A 15,537-nucleotide genomic window follows, 5' to 3' on the forward strand; every position below is an offset into this window, starting at 1 on the left:
GTGTAAATCGTTGCATACTTTTACACTTTATCGGATAAATTTGCAGAATGTATGGATTTCAATAAACTGTAACGATTTGAAGATATTTTATTGCTATTGTGAAATTAATCACAGCAACCTCCCCCATTTGCCACTATCATGTCGGTAGACTCAACCTAAAAGCCCGGTGAAAAACGGGGCGTTGCGGGCAAATCAACGGCGTTGGATCAGAATCGCAAGCCCGTTTGTCAAAGTTTCTCTAAGTCTCCCACTTCGAAACGAAGTGAAAGTGGGAGATGAATTTCGGTTAGGCACAGCCTAAAGCTGTCTCTTATCATGAATTGGACCTGTGCAGGGAGTCCAGCCCGCAGCGAATCCTATGCCAATTAAAATTGTGAATTTTTTGTGGAAAGCGGGCTTTTTCCTGCGCAGGTATTGATTACGGTTTTGTGGTGAACATGATTTGTAGAGGGGATCTCTGTTGCATTTTATACCCATTACCGGTATAATGTAATGAAAAGAGGTGATGTTTGATGAACCATTATGAAGATCATCATGTGGATAAAAAAATGGTTCCACGAACGGAACAGGAAATCGAACGCATCATCAAGCGCTTGAAGCGCATTGAAGGGCAAGTGCGCGGGGTGCAAAAAATGGTGGAGGACAATCGGTATTGCATCGATATTTTAGTGCAAATTTCTGCGATCAGAGCGGCGTTGAACCAAGTCGGGCTGCAGCTGCTTGAACGCCACGTGAGCCATTGCGTGGCGAAAGCGATCCGTGAAGGGAGCGGAGACGAATCGATTCGCGAATTGATGGATGTGATGAAACAATTTTCGAAGTAAGGGAGGGAAAGGGAAATGGGAGAGCCGAAAACCGTGACGCTGAAGGTGACGGGCATGACATGCGCCGCGTGCGCCAATCGGATTGAGAAAGTATTAAATAAGATGGATGGCGTCAAAGCCCATGTCAATTTGGCCATGGAAAAAGCCACGATTCAATACGATCCATCGAAGCAAACGATCGCCGATATCGAAACGAAAATTGAGAATTTGGGGTATGGCGTTGCGACGGAAAAAGTGACGCTTGATATTGAAGGAATGACATGTGCGGCCTGTGCGACGCGGATTGAAAAAGGGTTGAATCGGATGGAAGGTGTGACAAGCGCTGCTGTCAACTTGGCGACAAACAGCGCGGTGGTTGAATACAAGGAGGGTGTTGCATTTGTCGAAGACATTTTAGAGAAAATCAAAAAGCTTGGATATAAGGGGCAAATTCGAAACGAAGAACAAGACGATGCTGGCCGGAAAGAAGAGCGGCTGAAACAAAAACAACGGCAACTTGCCATTTCCATCATCTTATCGTTGCCGCTTCTTTATACGATGCTGGCTCATATGCCGTTTGATATGGGCTTGCCGATGCCGCAGCTCTTGATGAATCCGTGGTTTCAGCTTCTTTTAGCTACACCTGTTCAGTTCTACATCGGCGGTCCTTTCTATGTCGGGGCGTACCGGGCGTTGCGAAACAAGAGCGCGAACATGGACGTCCTAGTGGCGCTTGGAACATCGGCCGCGTACGTTTACAGCTTGTACGAAGCTTTTCGGACACTTGGGAATCCTGACTATATGCCGAGACTGTATTTTGAAACAAGCGCCGTCTTGATTACGCTTGTGCTTGTCGGCAAATACTTTGAGGCTCTTGCGAAAGGGCGAACAACCGAAGCGATCTCTAAGCTGTTGAGCCTGCAGGCAAAGGAAGCTACTGTCATCCGTAATGGGGAAGAAAGAAAAGTGCCGCTCGAGGAAGTGGTGATCGGCGATACGATCGTTGTCAAGCCAGGAGAAAAAATCCCGGTGGACGGTACAGTCATCTCCGGCGCCTCTTCCGTAGACGAATCGATGATTACCGGTGAATCGATTCCGGTTGATAAGAAGGAAGGCGACTATGTGATCGGAGCGACCATGAATACAAATGGGGTGCTGACCATTCGAGCAGAAAAAGTAGGGAAAGATACAGCACTCGCCAATATCATTAAAATCGTCGAAGAGGCACAAGGTTCGAAAGCTCCGATTCAGCGGATGGCGGATGTCATTTCGGGTATTTTCGTACCAATTGTTGTCGGAATTGCGGTTGTTGCATTTATGATCTGGTACTTCTTTGCTGCGCCGGGTGATTTGGCGAAAGCGCTTGAGGCGGCCATCGCCGTTCTTGTCATCGCGTGCCCTTGTGCGCTCGGTTTGGCCACACCGACATCGATTATGGTCGGCACCGGCAAAGGGGCAGAACAGGGAATTCTCTTTAAAGGAGGTGAGTACCTAGAGAGAACGCATCAAATCAATGCCGTATTACTCGATAAAACAGGAACCGTGACAAAAGGAAAACCGGAAGTCACCGATGTGCTGGCCTTCCGCGAGGACATGCTCGATTATGCGGTTTCCGCCGAGAGCGCTTCGGAGCATCCGCTGGCTCATGCGATTGTTGAATACGGGAAGAAACAAGCGATTTCGATGAAGCCATTGGAGCACTTCTCCGCCATTACCGGCCACGGAATTGAAGCGGTCATTGACGGAAAAAGCATCCTTATTGGGACGCGAAAATTGATGAAGGAACGCTCTGTAGCGATTTCTGTGCATGAAGATAAAATGGTAGAGCTTGAAAAACAAGGGAAAACAGTGATGCTCGTGGCCATCGATGGACAGCTTGCCGGCATCATTGCGGTCGCGGATACGGTAAAAGAAAGCTCCAAAGAAGCAATTCAAACATTAAAACAAATGGGTATCGATGTCTATATGGCAACAGGGGACAATCAACGGACAGCGGAAGCGATCGCCAATGAAGTCGGCATTGAGCATGTGTACGCCGAGGTGCTCCCGGAAGACAAAGCGAACATCGTCGAGGAATTGCAAAAGCAAGGAAAACGTGTGGCGATGGTCGGTGATGGAATTAATGACGCTCCAGCTCTTGCGAAAGCGGATATTGGGATGGCGATTGGCACGGGAGCTGATGTCGCCATCGAGACCGCGGACGTGACCTTGGTCGGCGGCGATTTACGCCATATCCCGAAAGCCATTGAGTTGAGCCGCCAAACGATGAAAAACATTCGGCAAAATCTGTTCTGGGCGTTGTTTTATAATACGATTGGCATTCCGGTCGCCGCTTTCGGATTATTGGAACCATGGATCGCGGGGGCAGCGATGGCATTTAGCTCTGTATCCGTTGTGACCAACGCGCTTCGTTTGAAACGCGTGAAAATATAAACATTTAAGGAGGAATGGATGATGACGATTACATTACAAGTACAAGGAATGACATGCGGACATTGCAAAGCGGCTGTGACCAATGCCCTTCAAGCGTTGGATGGCGTCAGCCGTGTAGAAGTGCATTTGCAAGAAGGAACTGTCGATGTGGAGTATGATGAAACAAAGGTCAGCGTAGAAAAACTGAAAGAAGCGATTGAAGAGCAAGGATATGATGTGAAATAACATACGGAAGGTGCCCCGAAGTGATGACGGGGCACTTTTTTATCCAGAGCGTAACGGGACATTGTCATCGCCTAAACGAGTTCTCGGCTGGGGAAAGTTTTTTCTCTTCTTGAAGAATATCGAGAAAGCGAGATGTTATAATGAAAATAACAGGCGCGGAAAAAAGAGGGACTGACCCAAAACGCATTTGTGTTTTGGGTCAGCCCCTTCAGCTTTTTTATTCACCTTTATTGGTTGTGTCATTCGGATCTGGAGTATAGTCCGATTTGTAGTCGGTATATTTGACTTCTGTCACCATTCCCGCTGAAGCATGGTGCAAGTCATGGCAATGGAACATCCAATTTCCCGGATTATCCGCTTTAAACGCGACGACATATTCTTCACCAGGGTTTACATTTAAGGAATCCTTCATCAATGGAGAGCCTGTGACCGGCTTGCCGTTTTTGCTTAACACTTGGAAGAAATGGCCGTGTAAATGCATCGGATGTACATCCATCGGCGAGTTGTTCACGATTTTTACTTTTACGAAATCTCCTGTCTTCACATGAATAGGTGCTGTGTCAGGATACGTTTTCCCATTAATCGTGAAAATCATGCCATTTTTGCCCATGGCGGTTCCTAAATCCATTGTATACTCTACATCATATTTTTGGTCTAACGTAAATGGACCTGTTTCATATTTTCCATATGTTGTCATATCCACGACAGGGAGGTTTTCTTTTGCATTTGCTTTGTCCGTATTGTTTGCTTGTCCTTCGTATTGAATTTTCACTTTCATGCCATCGGTGCCTTTCATATTGCCGTGGCATTCCAGCAGCCATTCACCCGGGTTATTGGCGATAAACTCAATGTCGTAGCGCTCACCCGGAGCGATATTCAACAGTTCATCTTTGATTGGTTGCGGGTTCTTTAACGGTTGGCCGTCCGTTGCGACAATTTTAAACTCATGTCCATGCAAATGAAGCTTGTGGGACATGTACCCTGCATTGACAAGACGAAGTCGCACCTTTTCGCCTTTCTTCACTTTTAAAGGTTTGACAGCGGAACCGCTTTTCCCGTTAATCGTGAAAATATCATACATATTCATATCATGGCCCATGCTGCTCATATCCATTTGTTGGCCATCGGAACTATTTCCATGTCCCATATGGCTATGGTTCATGCCGCTCATATTCATGTCCATATGGCTTTCGGCGTCCGGGTCGCTCATCCATTCATCTAATACAAGCGTGTAATCTCGATCGACTTTTTCTTCATTTTTCGGTTCTACGATTAATGTACCGTATAATCCCTTGTCCACTTGCTCGGCGCTTTTTTGATGGGAATGATACCAATACGTTCCCGGCACGGTTGCTGTAAATTCATACGTAAACGTTTCACCCGGTTTAATGGCGTCCATCGTGACACCCGGTACTCCATCTTGGTTATTTGGAACAGGGTAGCCGTGCCAGTGAATCGTGATCGGTTCTGGCAATTCATTTTTTAAAACAATTTTCACATTATCCCCTTGCTTTACGCGGATTTGCGCACCGGGTACCGATCCATTGTACGTGTAGACCGGGAGTTTGACTTGATCGTTGATTTGTAATAACGCTTCCTTCGCAGTAAGGTGAATTTCTTTCCCGGATAATACTTCTGTATTGGTTGCTAAAGGCAATTGCTGCTTGCTCGTTTCAGCGGAAGTATTTTCTTTTTCCATATTCATGCCGGACATGTCGTGTCCCTGCATGGAAGATGGATTTGAGCAAGCTGCGCCAATCGCTGCTACTCCTGCGAAAATGGCGCCAAGCAGCCATTTTTTCATGTCGTTTTCCCTCCTTAAGCTTGTAGTGGGAGATGCAATGATATGATAAAAAATAGATGTGCAAAATGTATGGAGAAAATCGTTCAACTGAAATGTAAAAAAAGGCAAGCGATTCGGATTCACCGATGTCTAACGGTGGTAGGTAATCGCCTGCCGTCCCATTTGAACCCAAGCGTCGATAAAGTCTTGTTTCGGCGCTTTTTGGTTTTTGACAGCGGTCAATGGATCATTGAAATAAATGTACTGCTCATCGTATCCCGTAATGAGCACCGCGTGTTCCCGGTACGTGATTTTGATCGGGCCTTGCGGGGTTTGCCATTCCCGAAAGGCAGAGGGAGGAAGAGGACGAAAGGTGGTGTTGGTGATCACCCAAACCGGTGTGCCTTTGGCCAAGTATGTATAGATGTTCTCAAACGATTGCCCTGTTAAGTCGATGATTTGGTTCGGCAAGTACCGCTCAGCCAACTGCTTGATCGGCTTATGGTACACGCCGTATCCAGGCTTCGATAACGTATACATATCGCCGACAAACCCTTCATTTGGGTGGCCGTAAAACACTTGGCCATTTCGCACTTGATACGGAGTAGGATTTTTCTTGATTTGTTTCGCCAACGTCATCTTATCGACGCGAATGCCGGCATGATTCAAGAGCATGGCCAAGCTGGTCACTTCGCATCCCCTCGGCAGTTCCGGAAGCTGAGACAAAAGGGGGGCGTCAATCAGGACGGATGTCCTTAGCGCTTGTTTCTTTGAAGAGGCAACTGATCGATTCGCCTCCTTTGCTTGATTGCTGGGGGACGGATTGGTTTCTCTGCTGTTTCTGTTCTGTATGAAGGCTTTGATGGCATCGCCTGTCTGGGCCGAACTTGCATAATAGGATAATGAGGCGGCCAATAGCAAGAAACAGGAAATATACAATCCGAGCGACAGTTGATCCATCCTCCCGTTTAGAGGTCTTCTCAAGAGAACAAAACAAAGGGAAACGATGAGAAAAGTCAAAAAAAGGATAAACGCTAACAAGCCATTCTCAACTCCTTTATAACACGTGTGTGTTTTTATCGTAACAGATCGATGTGCAAAAATGGTGAAATTCACACTTTCTCCATATTTCATCGTTAATATTATGAGAAACTGAAAATTTTGCAAGCAGTTTTCCTGAAAAAATGGAAACAGATTGTTTTTGAAACTTGATGTTGTGTACGATAGAATGAAAGTGTCTTTGTATAAATCATTTTAGTTTTAAACAAAAAGGTTTTTGGTGTTGTTTTTGGATTCTTCTTAGCAAAGTGGGGGGACAATCATCGCCATGTGCGGTTTTATTGGCTGTATTCATGATCGCCCAAGAGCGATTGAGCAAACATGGAAAACAACGTTGGTGGAGATGAACCGCCTGATTACCCATCGCGGCCCCGACGATGAGGGGTATTTTTTTGATGACTACGTGAGTTTTGGTTTTCGGCGTTTGAGCATCATCGATCTGGAGGCGGGACATCAGCCGCTGTCTTATGAAAACGATCGATATTGGATCATTTTTAACGGGGAAATTTACAACTATCTTGAATTGCGGGAAGAGCTGGCGGCGAAAGGATATTCGTTTGCGACGCATTCGGATACCGAGGTGATTGTCGCCCTTTACAGCGCGGAAAAAGAAAAAGCGGTCGAAAAGCTGCGCGGGATGTTTGCGTTTGTCATTTGGGACAAGCAAGAGAAAACGGTGTTTGCGGCGCGCGATCCGTTCGGCATTAAGCCGTTTTTTTATGCGGAGCAAGGAGACCGCACGTTTTTCGCTTCGGAAAAGAAAAGCATCTTGCTGGCCCTCAGACAGGAATCGCCAAACGGTGATTCCCTGCAGCATTATTTAACATTCCAATATGTCCCTGAGCCGCTGACGATGTCGGCCGGCATTTACAAGCTGGAGCCGGGGCATTATCTCAAGAAAAAAGTCGGAAAACCGCTCACGATTCATCGTTATTGGAAGGCATCCTTCGACCCCATTCGCCAATCGGAAGAGGAGCTTGTAAAGAAAATCCGCGATGCGCTGTTTGATTCGGTCAACGTCCATATGCGCAGCGATGTGCCGGTCGGTGCGTTTTTGTCGGGAGGCATTGATTCATCGTTCATCGTCGCCATCGCGAAACAATTCCATCCGCACCTGAAGACCTTTTCCGTCGGGTTTGAGCGGGAAGGGTTCAGTGAAATCGATGTCGCAAAAGAAACGGCAGAGAAGCTTGGGGTAGACAACATTAGCTATGTCATCTCACCGCAGGAGTATATGGAAGAGCTGCCGAAAATCATGTGGCATATGGATGACCCATTAGCTGATCCGGCAGCTGTGCCGCTCTATTTTGTGGCCCGTGAGGCGAGAAAACATGTCACGGTCGTGCTTTCCGGTGAGGGGGCAGACGAGCTGTTTGGCGGCTACAACATTTACCGCGAACCAGAGTCGTTGCGGCTGTTTGCGCGCATGCCAAACATCGTAAAAGCGGTGTTGCGGGTGATCGCGAAGATGCTTCCGGACGGGATGAAAGGAAAAAGCTTTTTGGAGCGCGGCACGACGCCGCTTGAAGAGCGGTATGTCGGCAATGCGAAAATCTATAGCGAAAAGGAAAAAGCGGCGTTGATCAAAACGTACCAAGAGGGGCGCGAATATACGGCGGTGACGGCTCCTTTTTACCGCGAAACGCTTCATTACCCACCCGTCAACCGGATGCAGTATATTGATCTTCATACATGGCTAAGGGGCGATATTTTAGTCAAAGCGGACAAAATGACGATGGCCCATTCGCTTGAGCTGCGCGTTCCCTTTTTAGACAAAAAGGTATTTGAGGTTGCTAGGCAAATCGCCCCTGACATGAAAACAGCCAACGGCACGACGAAATATATTTTGCGCAAAGCGGCCGAGGGCATCGTACCGGATCATGTGTTAAACCGGAAAAAATTAGGGTTCCCCGTGCCGATTCGCCACTGGCTGAAAAACGAAATGTATGACTGGGCGAGACAGCTCATCAACGAAAGCGAAACTGATCATCTGTTCCATAAGGACGTGCTCTATCGGCTGCTGGATGAACATGCCCGCCACAAGGCGGACCACAGCCGCAAGCTGTGGACGGTCTTGGCGTTTATGGTTTGGCATCAAGTGTATGTGGAAAAGAAGTACGATTTTGCTCCATCCGTACAAAACGAGAAGCGGCCAGCGTCTGTTTTGGAGGCGTAGCAGGGAAACGACAGGGCGTTCTAAGGGCGACACCTAGAACGCCTTTTTCGATGGTGCGGACAGTTTCCTTGCCTTTGGCGAAGCGAAAGAGAAAATTTGCTTTCTCCCGCTCTTGCAATTTTCCCGGTTTTGGTATATGCTTGTTCCATCAGGATGCTAAACTACTATATATTGGTTTTGAGGTCTTTTTTTACAACTACATATTGTTCTGCTAAGCAACGGTGTCCATCAGGACTTAATAGGGAATCCGGTGCGAATCCGGAACTGCCCCCGCAACTGTATGTGCGGACGAAATGGGATGGCCACTGGCGGCAAGAGCTGTTCGGCGCGCCGCTGGGAAGGCCCCAAAGTAGGACGATGCACGAGTCAGGAGACCTGCCTTGCTTGGAACGTTTCATGTTCTTCGGGGTGTGAGAAGATGAAACGATAGGGGAAAAGAACAAGGGGTTCGTCTGCCTTTTTCCGTCTGTCGTTTCATCCGCTCGCCTGCCCGAGCGGATTTTTTTATGGAGGAGAGGGGAAACGAATGACAGTGTCCACGAAGTCTATTGTTGTCGATGATCAAGGAAAAGAGAAATCATTTTCGCGCGAGGAGTTTGCTAGGTTGGTGGAGCAGGCGGCGGCAGACTTTGTCCGTTTGTCGCTCGAGGAATATGAAGAACGTGTATGGCAGCTTCTCAGCCGAAAAGAGATGGTCACCTTCGAGCAGCTGTATCAAACCGCCATTTTGGAAGGGCTGTCGTATATTAGTGAGGAGGAGCCGGACTGGACGTTTGTGTGCGCCCGGCTGTATTTGCGGCAATTGTACCGTGAAGCGGCGCGGCAACGCAGGTACGATGAACGCGAGCGGTATGGCGATTTCTACTCGCTGCTTGTTGCGCTGACGGAACAAGGGGTGTACAGCCCGTTCTTGCTTGAACGTTATACGAAAGAAGAAGTCGACGCCATCGGTGCGTTTCTTGATCCGGAGAAGGACAAGCTGTTTACGTACATTGGGCTGCGCACGCTCGCGGACCGGTATTTGGCCCGCGATTATGAGCGGCGGTTGTATGAATTGCCGCAGGAGCGGTTTTTGGTCATTGCCATGACGCTAATGGTGAATGAACCACCCAAGCGGCGGCTTGAGTTGGTGAAGGAAGCGTATTGGGCGTTAAGCAACTTATACATGACCGTGGCGACGCCGACGCTTGCCAATGCCGGAAAGTCATACGGCCAGCTGTCGAGCTGCTTTGTCGACACGGTCGATGACAGCTTGCAAGGGATTTATGACAGCAACACCGACATCGCCAATTTGTCGAAATCGGGCGGCGGCATCGGCGTCTATTTAGGCAAAATCCGTTCGCGCGGCAGCGACATTAAAGGATTCAAAGGGGTCTCTTCCGGCGTCATCCCGTGGATGAAGCAGTTGAACAATACAGCGGTGAGCGTCGATCAGTTAGGACAGCGAAAGGGAGCCATTTCCGTCTATTTGGATGTATGGCATAAAGACATTTTTGCGTTTCTCGATGCGCGGCTCAACAACGGCGACGAACGGCTGCGGACGCATGATTTGTTCACCGGCGTTTGCATCCCTGATTTGTTCATGGAGCAAGTCGAACAGCGCGGCGACTGGTATTTGTTTGATCCGCATGAAGTGCGGAAGGTGATGGGGTTTAGCTTGGAAGATTTTTATGATGAGGAAAAAGGGTGCGGCAGCTTTCGGGAGAAATACTGGCAATGTGTCAACGAACCAAGACTGTCGAAAGAAAAAGTGCCGGCGATCGAAGTGATGAAAAGCATCATGCGCAGCCAGCTCGAGTCGGGGACGCCGTTTATGTTTTACCGCGATGAAGTGAACCGGCAAAATCCGAATCGCCATCTCGGGATGATCTACTGCAGCAACCTTTGCACGGAAATCGCGCAAAACCAAAGCCCAACGGTGATGAAGCGGCAATATGTGAAAGACGGGACGATCATCATTGAGAAAATCCCAGGCGATTTTGTCGTCTGCAACTTATCGTCGATCAACTTGGCGCGGGCGGTGACCGACGGCGTTTTGGCGCGGCTGATCCCGATTCAAATGCGGATGCTCGATAATGTCATTGATTTAAACAATATTCCGGTGCTGCAAGCCGACCTGACGAATCAAAAATACCGCGCTGTCGGGCTTGGAACCTTTGGCTGGCATCATTTGTTGGCGTTAAAAGGCATTCGCTGGGAGTCGGAGGAAGCGGTCCGCTATGCCGACGAGCTGTATGAAACGATCGCGTATTTGGCGATTCAAGCGAGCATGGAGCTCGCCAAAGAGAAAGGGAGCTACCCGGCGTTTCCGGGGTCGGACTGGCAGACGGGCGCTTATTTTGAGCGGCGCGGCTACGAAAGCCACGGTGAACTCGATTGGGATCGGCTGAAGCAAGATGTGGCCCGCTATGGGATGCGAAACGGCTATGTGATGGCGGTGGCGCCGAACGCCTCGACGTCGATCATCGCCGGCAGCACGGCGAGCATTGATCCCATTTTCTTAAAAGTATACGCCGAGGAAAAGAAAGATTATAAGATTCCCGTTACGGTGCCGGATTTAAACGAACAGACGACATGGTATTACAAATCGGCGTACCATATCGACCAACGTTGGAGCATCAAGCAAAACGCCGCCCGCCAGCGCCATGTCGACCAAGCCATCTCCTTTAACTTCTACGTCATGAACACGATTAAGGCAAAAGAGTTGCTCGATTTGCATTTGACGGCGTGGAAGTCGGGGTTGAAAACGACGTATTACGTGCGTTCGACATCGGGGACGATCGACGAGTGCGATTCTTGTGCGAGCTGACCATGGGGCGCAACAAACGCCTTTGGTCGGGCTTTCCCTTCCTTGTGCGGGAGGGGCGTCCGCGGTTGGCCGCGCACATGATACTAGAAAACGAAAGGAAGGAATGGACGATGACGATCGGCTTAGTCAAACGACCGATTATGGATCCGGAGGCGCCGAACCGTTCGACGGGCATCATCAACGGCCGCTGCTCGAATGTGTTGAACTGGGACGATATTGCCTACCCATGGGCGTATGCGAAATATAAGCGAATGCTCGCCAACTTTTGGACGCCGTTTGAAATCAATATGGCGCAAGATGTGAAGCAGTTTCCGCAGCTGACCGCCCGCGAACAGGAGGCGTTTTTGAAAATCATCGGCCTGTTGGCGCTGCTTGACAGCATTCAAACCGATTACGCGGGACGTGTGGCGGATTACATTACCGATCCAAGCATCAATGCCTTGATGATCATGCTTGCCCAGCAGGAAGTCATTCACAACCATTCGTATTCGTACGTGCTCTCGAGCCTTGTGCCGAAAGCAAAGCAAGATGAAGTGTTCGACTTTTGGCGAAACGAACCGACGCTGCGCAAGCGGAACGATTTTGTGACGAACGGCTACAAGGCGTTTGCGGAAGAGCCGAATGTGGAGAACTTGTTGCGCTCCATCGTTTTTGACGTCATTTTAGAAGGACTGTTTTTCTACTCAGGGTTTGCGTTCTTCTACAACCTTGCGCGCCAGCAAAAAATGGTGGCGACGAGCACGATGATCAATTACATCAACCGCGACGAGCACATTCATGTTGATTTGTTTGCGAAAATTTTCAAAGAAGTGTTGAACGAATACCCGGAGTATCGGACGCCGGAGCTTGCCGATTTCGTCCGGAACACGTTTATGAAAGCGGCAGAGCTGGAAATCGAATGGGCCGGGGAAATCATCGGGAATGACATCGATGGCATCGACTTGGCTGATTTGGAAGCGTACATTAAGTTTTACGCCAACGTCCGCGCTCATCAGCTCGGTTTTGACCGCCCGTTTGACGGCTATCGGACGAACCCGCTCCGCTGGATTAAAGCGTATGAAGAAGTCGACCTCGGCAAATCAGACTTCTTCGAGCAAAAACCGCGCCAATATACGAAAGTGCAAGTGGACAACGGATTTGATGAGTTATAAATGAGAGAAGCCACGTTTGACAACGGTCAGCGTGGCTTTTTTGTCAGGCAAGGCCGTTCGCCTTTTGCTTGACTTGCCGTTTTTTGACCTACATTTCGCACCCTGAATAAAAATTCAAAGTAAGCCTGATTTTAACGAATAAAAATTAGTTATTTTACAATATTTGGAAAAACATTTATTTTTATGTGAATATTGAGGTTGTTTTTTGTATATTATGCAAAGATTGCGAAATATGAGTTTTGAACGAACAGCAGCGGGCGTTTTAGCAGGACAGATGATGCCAAGCAGTCTTGAAATGTGAGCGAACGATGTATCATTCAATGGGGATGGGACTTGGTGTTGCTGGCGCGCGAGCAGCCCACCTGATTCAAGGGTGAGCTGCTTCCGTTCAGAGCAGACATGGTTTGTGGCGATATCTCGTTTCCTGTTTACGGGAAATGACGACATTAAAGCAACTGTTCAAATGATATCTCCGAGCCACTTTTGGGCGTGCTGACGGCTGACGAGTTCGTCGAGCTGGCGGATTTTTTTCCACGCTAAGTCGTCGCTGATCGTTCGATAATGGTGGCGGCCGCCGGGCTCCTCGTCGGCTTCGTCGGCCCATTTGACGATGGCTTGGAGCGGCGTTCGTTTCCATTCTCCTTCTGGAAGGTAGGAATCGGTATGAAGCAAAATCGCCAGGGCAATTTCCTTAGCGTTTTGCGGATGTTCGCCAAGGCGGATCAGCAGCTTATGGGCGCGCTCGGCCCCTTTGATGGCATGGATGTCGTTTTGCCGGTATTGTTCGTAGTCCCAACGGCCGTTTTTGTACCATGTGTAATGGCCGATATCATGAAGCAGTGCCGCTTTTGTCGCCAAGTCGACGTTCACTCCGTGGCGGAGGGCAAGGTGGTAGGCATGGTACGCCGCGGTGATGGCATGGGCGAGGCCGGATCGTTTTAAATATTTTTGCGCAATCGGATGGGCAAAGACGTCGGTTAAGGTGACCGTTCTCATAGGCATCCCCTCCGTTTTTTGTATTTCTCACCATCATACCATGGCGTAAAGAGTCAGGCAATGAGAGAAAGTAGGTGGGAGCGGTTGCATGGGAAAAAATAAGCCGATCGTGCTAAAATAGCGCTCGGCTTATTGGATTTGTGCTTGGCAGGCAAGCCGTTTGGCTGGTTGATCCGTTTTTTCGCGCTCGCGCCGCGTTTTCGGAGCGAGAAGGTGAGCGCCGGCGAGAACGGTGACCATGCAACGGCCACACGTTCCTTTTTTGCATTTGTGATCGAGCAGAACACCTTGTCCTAGGGCGGCGTCAAGAAGCGAAACGCCGGGGGCTGGCTGCACGGTGAACGTTTTCCCTTTTTGTTCGATTTGAATGACAGACGGCCGCACGGCGGACGGCCCATCGGGCTTAGGCGGCGCGGCAGAAATGGAGCGCTCCGATGGCCGGACGGCAGGCTTCAGTGAGCCGACCGTGAATGTTTTACCCATTTTTTTACACATCTCCTTTAAATTACATGGTTAGTTTGAAAATGAATCTCATTTACATCCGAATGAATGATTGGTATCATAATAGTAAAAGGAATTGCGAAAACGCCATCTTGGCTAGGGACAAGGGGGAGACACCATGGGCATTCCGATGAACGGACTGCGCGATATGAAAGCGATTTTGGCCAACGAGCGAAAAGTCGGCGGCGCGGTGGAAGCGGCGCTTCTCCGCCTCCGTTCCGGCGAAGAATATCGAAACGTCTGCATCGTTCATATCGATCAACTAGGCGCCCAATACTATTCGGTCGGTTTTGTGACCGAACAAGGGGAACGGCTCATCGTCAACGTTCATGACATCAGCGTCATCTCTGCGCCTGAACATAAAAAAATTCGTGAGCTGAACAACGCCGCTTATAAACGGGAAGCCATCAACAACAAGCGGCGCTATTTAAAACGCCTCTTTGAGATTTATGAAGGCAGTTATACCGTTCATTTTTGGCGGGAAGCGAAAATGATTATCGATGACATCGGTGTTGAGGCGCTCAGCCCCGAATTGTCGCTGCTCGTTTCGAACGTTCAAGACCAAGCAGCCCGCACGGCTTGATGGCCAACTAGCAAGACGCCCAGCGGTTTGTAAATCCGCTGGGCGTTTCGATTGTTGCAAGCAGCGGATGTGGCTATTGAATCGCCTTCGGACGCTTTGGCCCATGTCTAGCCAGCCTCCCGCTAATGTGTCCCCTCTTTCCCTGAAAAGAGAAATTACGAGGCTCCGGCTGGATCTTCAAGCGTACAGATGGCGCTCGGCCGTTTAATGCGCGGCACAACCGATTCATAGACACGGAACAAGTAGTTCATGTTTTCCGTATCTAAAAACGCGGTTTGCACATCGACGGCAACAGCGAGGTCGATGTTTTGCCGCCCTGTGTCAATGACGACCCCGCGTTTGCCTTTAATGACCGGAGTTTGGTAAATGCCGGCGGTCATCAGCTCGCGGATGTGCTCAATTTCAAGCACGTGCGTTCCTTCATGGACGCGGTGGATCAACGCATACAATTCCGGCGACAAGACGAGCGCGTATGGGCCGGTATGGCCGAGCTGAAGCAGCTTGTTGCGCGCTTCAACGACGTCGGCGAAGGCGTTGCCCGATTTCATCCAATCGCTGCGAATGTGGGCGATTTTTCCTTTCACGTTCATAATGCCCGGCACATCAAATTCAGTTGAACCATTGAAAATCAAATCGTCCTCAAGCAGCGCGCACTGCTGGGCGGCGTTGGCGGCGGCGGAAAAGTCGATCGGGCTGCCGAGCTGTTTCGCCTGTTCAATGTCACGCCAGTACAAAATAAAGTCTTTATACAAAAGCGGGATCGTTAAATGCACGCGGCGCGCCGGCTCGGAAAGGCTCAGCTCTTTGCCGTGGAAGCTCATGTCCCCCTGTTCCGGGTTCATATAAATATCGTTGGCGACCGACTGGACGCCTTCGCCAAGCGGACCGTACAAATCGATAAACCTACGTCCGACGAGCTGGCGCCGCGCCGTTTCAATGACCAGTTCGTCAAGCTCGCCCCATTGGCTGCTTGTGAGCGGGGCTTCTGGATACAGCTTCGTTTTATCCATGTTTACTC

12 protein-coding genes and 1 riboswitch are annotated in these 15,537 nt (G+C 49.4%); of the genes, 7 read left to right on the forward strand and 5 right to left on the reverse strand.

Translation table 11 applies throughout. The features are described from left to right. Window positions 1-512 precede the first annotated feature (512 nt). Genes ACR1UW_RS05990 through copZ form a run of 3 tightly spaced genes read left to right on the forward strand, consistent with a single transcriptional unit; the run spans window position 513 to window position 3,461 of the window. Window positions 513-824, forward strand: a complete 312-nt coding sequence (locus tag ACR1UW_RS05990) for a metal-sensing transcriptional repressor (protein WP_013523213.1) — start codon at window positions 513-515, stop codon at window positions 822-824. Between the two features lie 15 nt (window positions 825-839). Continuing rightward, entirely contained in the window at window positions 840-3,236 is a 2,397-nt protein-coding gene (locus ACR1UW_RS05995) for a heavy metal translocating P-type ATPase (RefSeq protein ID WP_498934905.1), read from the forward strand. A gap of 21 nt (window positions 3,237-3,257) precedes the next feature. Continuing rightward, entirely contained in the window at window positions 3,258-3,461 is a 204-nt protein-coding gene (copZ, locus tag ACR1UW_RS06000; RefSeq protein WP_011230404.1) for a copper chaperone CopZ, read from the forward strand. Between the two features lie 217 nt (window positions 3,462-3,678). On the opposite strand, the gene ACR1UW_RS06005 is transcribed toward copZ, so the two are convergent. Then, on the reverse strand, window positions 3,679-5,265 hold the full coding sequence (locus ACR1UW_RS06005; RefSeq protein ID WP_498934908.1) for a multicopper oxidase family protein: 1,587 nt from the start codon (window positions 5,263-5,265) through the stop codon (window positions 3,679-3,681). A gap of 129 nt (window positions 5,266-5,394) precedes the next feature. Further along, complete coding sequence (locus tag ACR1UW_RS06010; protein WP_013146009.1) at window positions 5,395-6,285, reverse strand: C39 family peptidase; 891 nt, start codon at window positions 6,283-6,285, stop codon at window positions 5,395-5,397. Window positions 6,286-6,571: 286 nt separating this feature from the next. Here ACR1UW_RS06010 and asnB point away from each other — a divergent pair, with 286 nt between their 5' ends. The 3 genes from asnB (at window position 6,572) to ACR1UW_RS06025 (ending at window position 12,439) form a co-directional block, all read left to right on the forward strand. Then, window positions 6,572-8,479, forward strand: coding sequence for an asparagine synthase (glutamine-hydrolyzing) (gene asnB, locus ACR1UW_RS06015; protein WP_498934910.1), 1,908 nt, complete (start codon window positions 6,572-6,574; stop codon window positions 8,477-8,479). A 201-nt stretch (window positions 8,480-8,680) separates the two neighbouring features. Next, window positions 8,681-8,876: riboswitch (cobalamin riboswitch) on the forward strand. A gap of 129 nt (window positions 8,877-9,005) precedes the next feature. Continuing rightward, entirely contained in the window at window positions 9,006-11,288 is a 2,283-nt protein-coding gene (locus ACR1UW_RS06020) for a ribonucleoside-diphosphate reductase subunit alpha (RefSeq protein ID WP_498934912.1), read from the forward strand. Window positions 11,289-11,398: 110 nt separating this feature from the next. Next, a complete protein-coding gene (locus ACR1UW_RS06025; protein ID WP_277391709.1) occupies window positions 11,399-12,439 on the forward strand; it encodes a ribonucleotide-diphosphate reductase subunit beta in 1,041 nt (346 codons plus the stop codon). A 459-nt stretch (window positions 12,440-12,898) separates the two neighbouring features. Here the strand turns inward: ACR1UW_RS06025 and ACR1UW_RS06030 are convergent, their stop codons facing one another. Further along, a complete protein-coding gene (locus ACR1UW_RS06030) occupies window positions 12,899-13,435 on the reverse strand; it encodes an HD domain-containing protein (protein WP_011230414.1) in 537 nt (178 codons plus the stop codon). Between the two features lie 129 nt (window positions 13,436-13,564). Further along, window positions 13,565-13,918, reverse strand: coding sequence for a 2Fe-2S iron-sulfur cluster-binding protein (locus tag ACR1UW_RS06035; RefSeq protein WP_011230415.1), 354 nt, complete (start codon window positions 13,916-13,918; stop codon window positions 13,565-13,567). Between the two features lie 136 nt (window positions 13,919-14,054). Between ACR1UW_RS06035 and ACR1UW_RS06040 the strand changes: the two genes are divergently transcribed. Then, a complete protein-coding gene (locus tag ACR1UW_RS06040; protein WP_095859043.1) occupies window positions 14,055-14,519 on the forward strand; it encodes a hypothetical protein in 465 nt (154 codons plus the stop codon). A gap of 155 nt (window positions 14,520-14,674) precedes the next feature. On the opposite strand, the gene ACR1UW_RS06045 is transcribed toward ACR1UW_RS06040, so the two are convergent. Then, a complete protein-coding gene (locus tag ACR1UW_RS06045) occupies window positions 14,675-15,529 on the reverse strand; it encodes a family 1 encapsulin nanocompartment shell protein (RefSeq protein WP_095859044.1) in 855 nt (284 codons plus the stop codon). Between the last annotated feature and the right edge of the window lie 8 nt (window positions 15,530-15,537).

It is taken from the genome of Geobacillus lituanicus (assembly GCF_050994965.1).
GTDB classification, from domain to species: Bacteria; Bacillota; Bacilli; order Bacillales; family Anoxybacillaceae; genus Geobacillus; species Geobacillus stearothermophilus.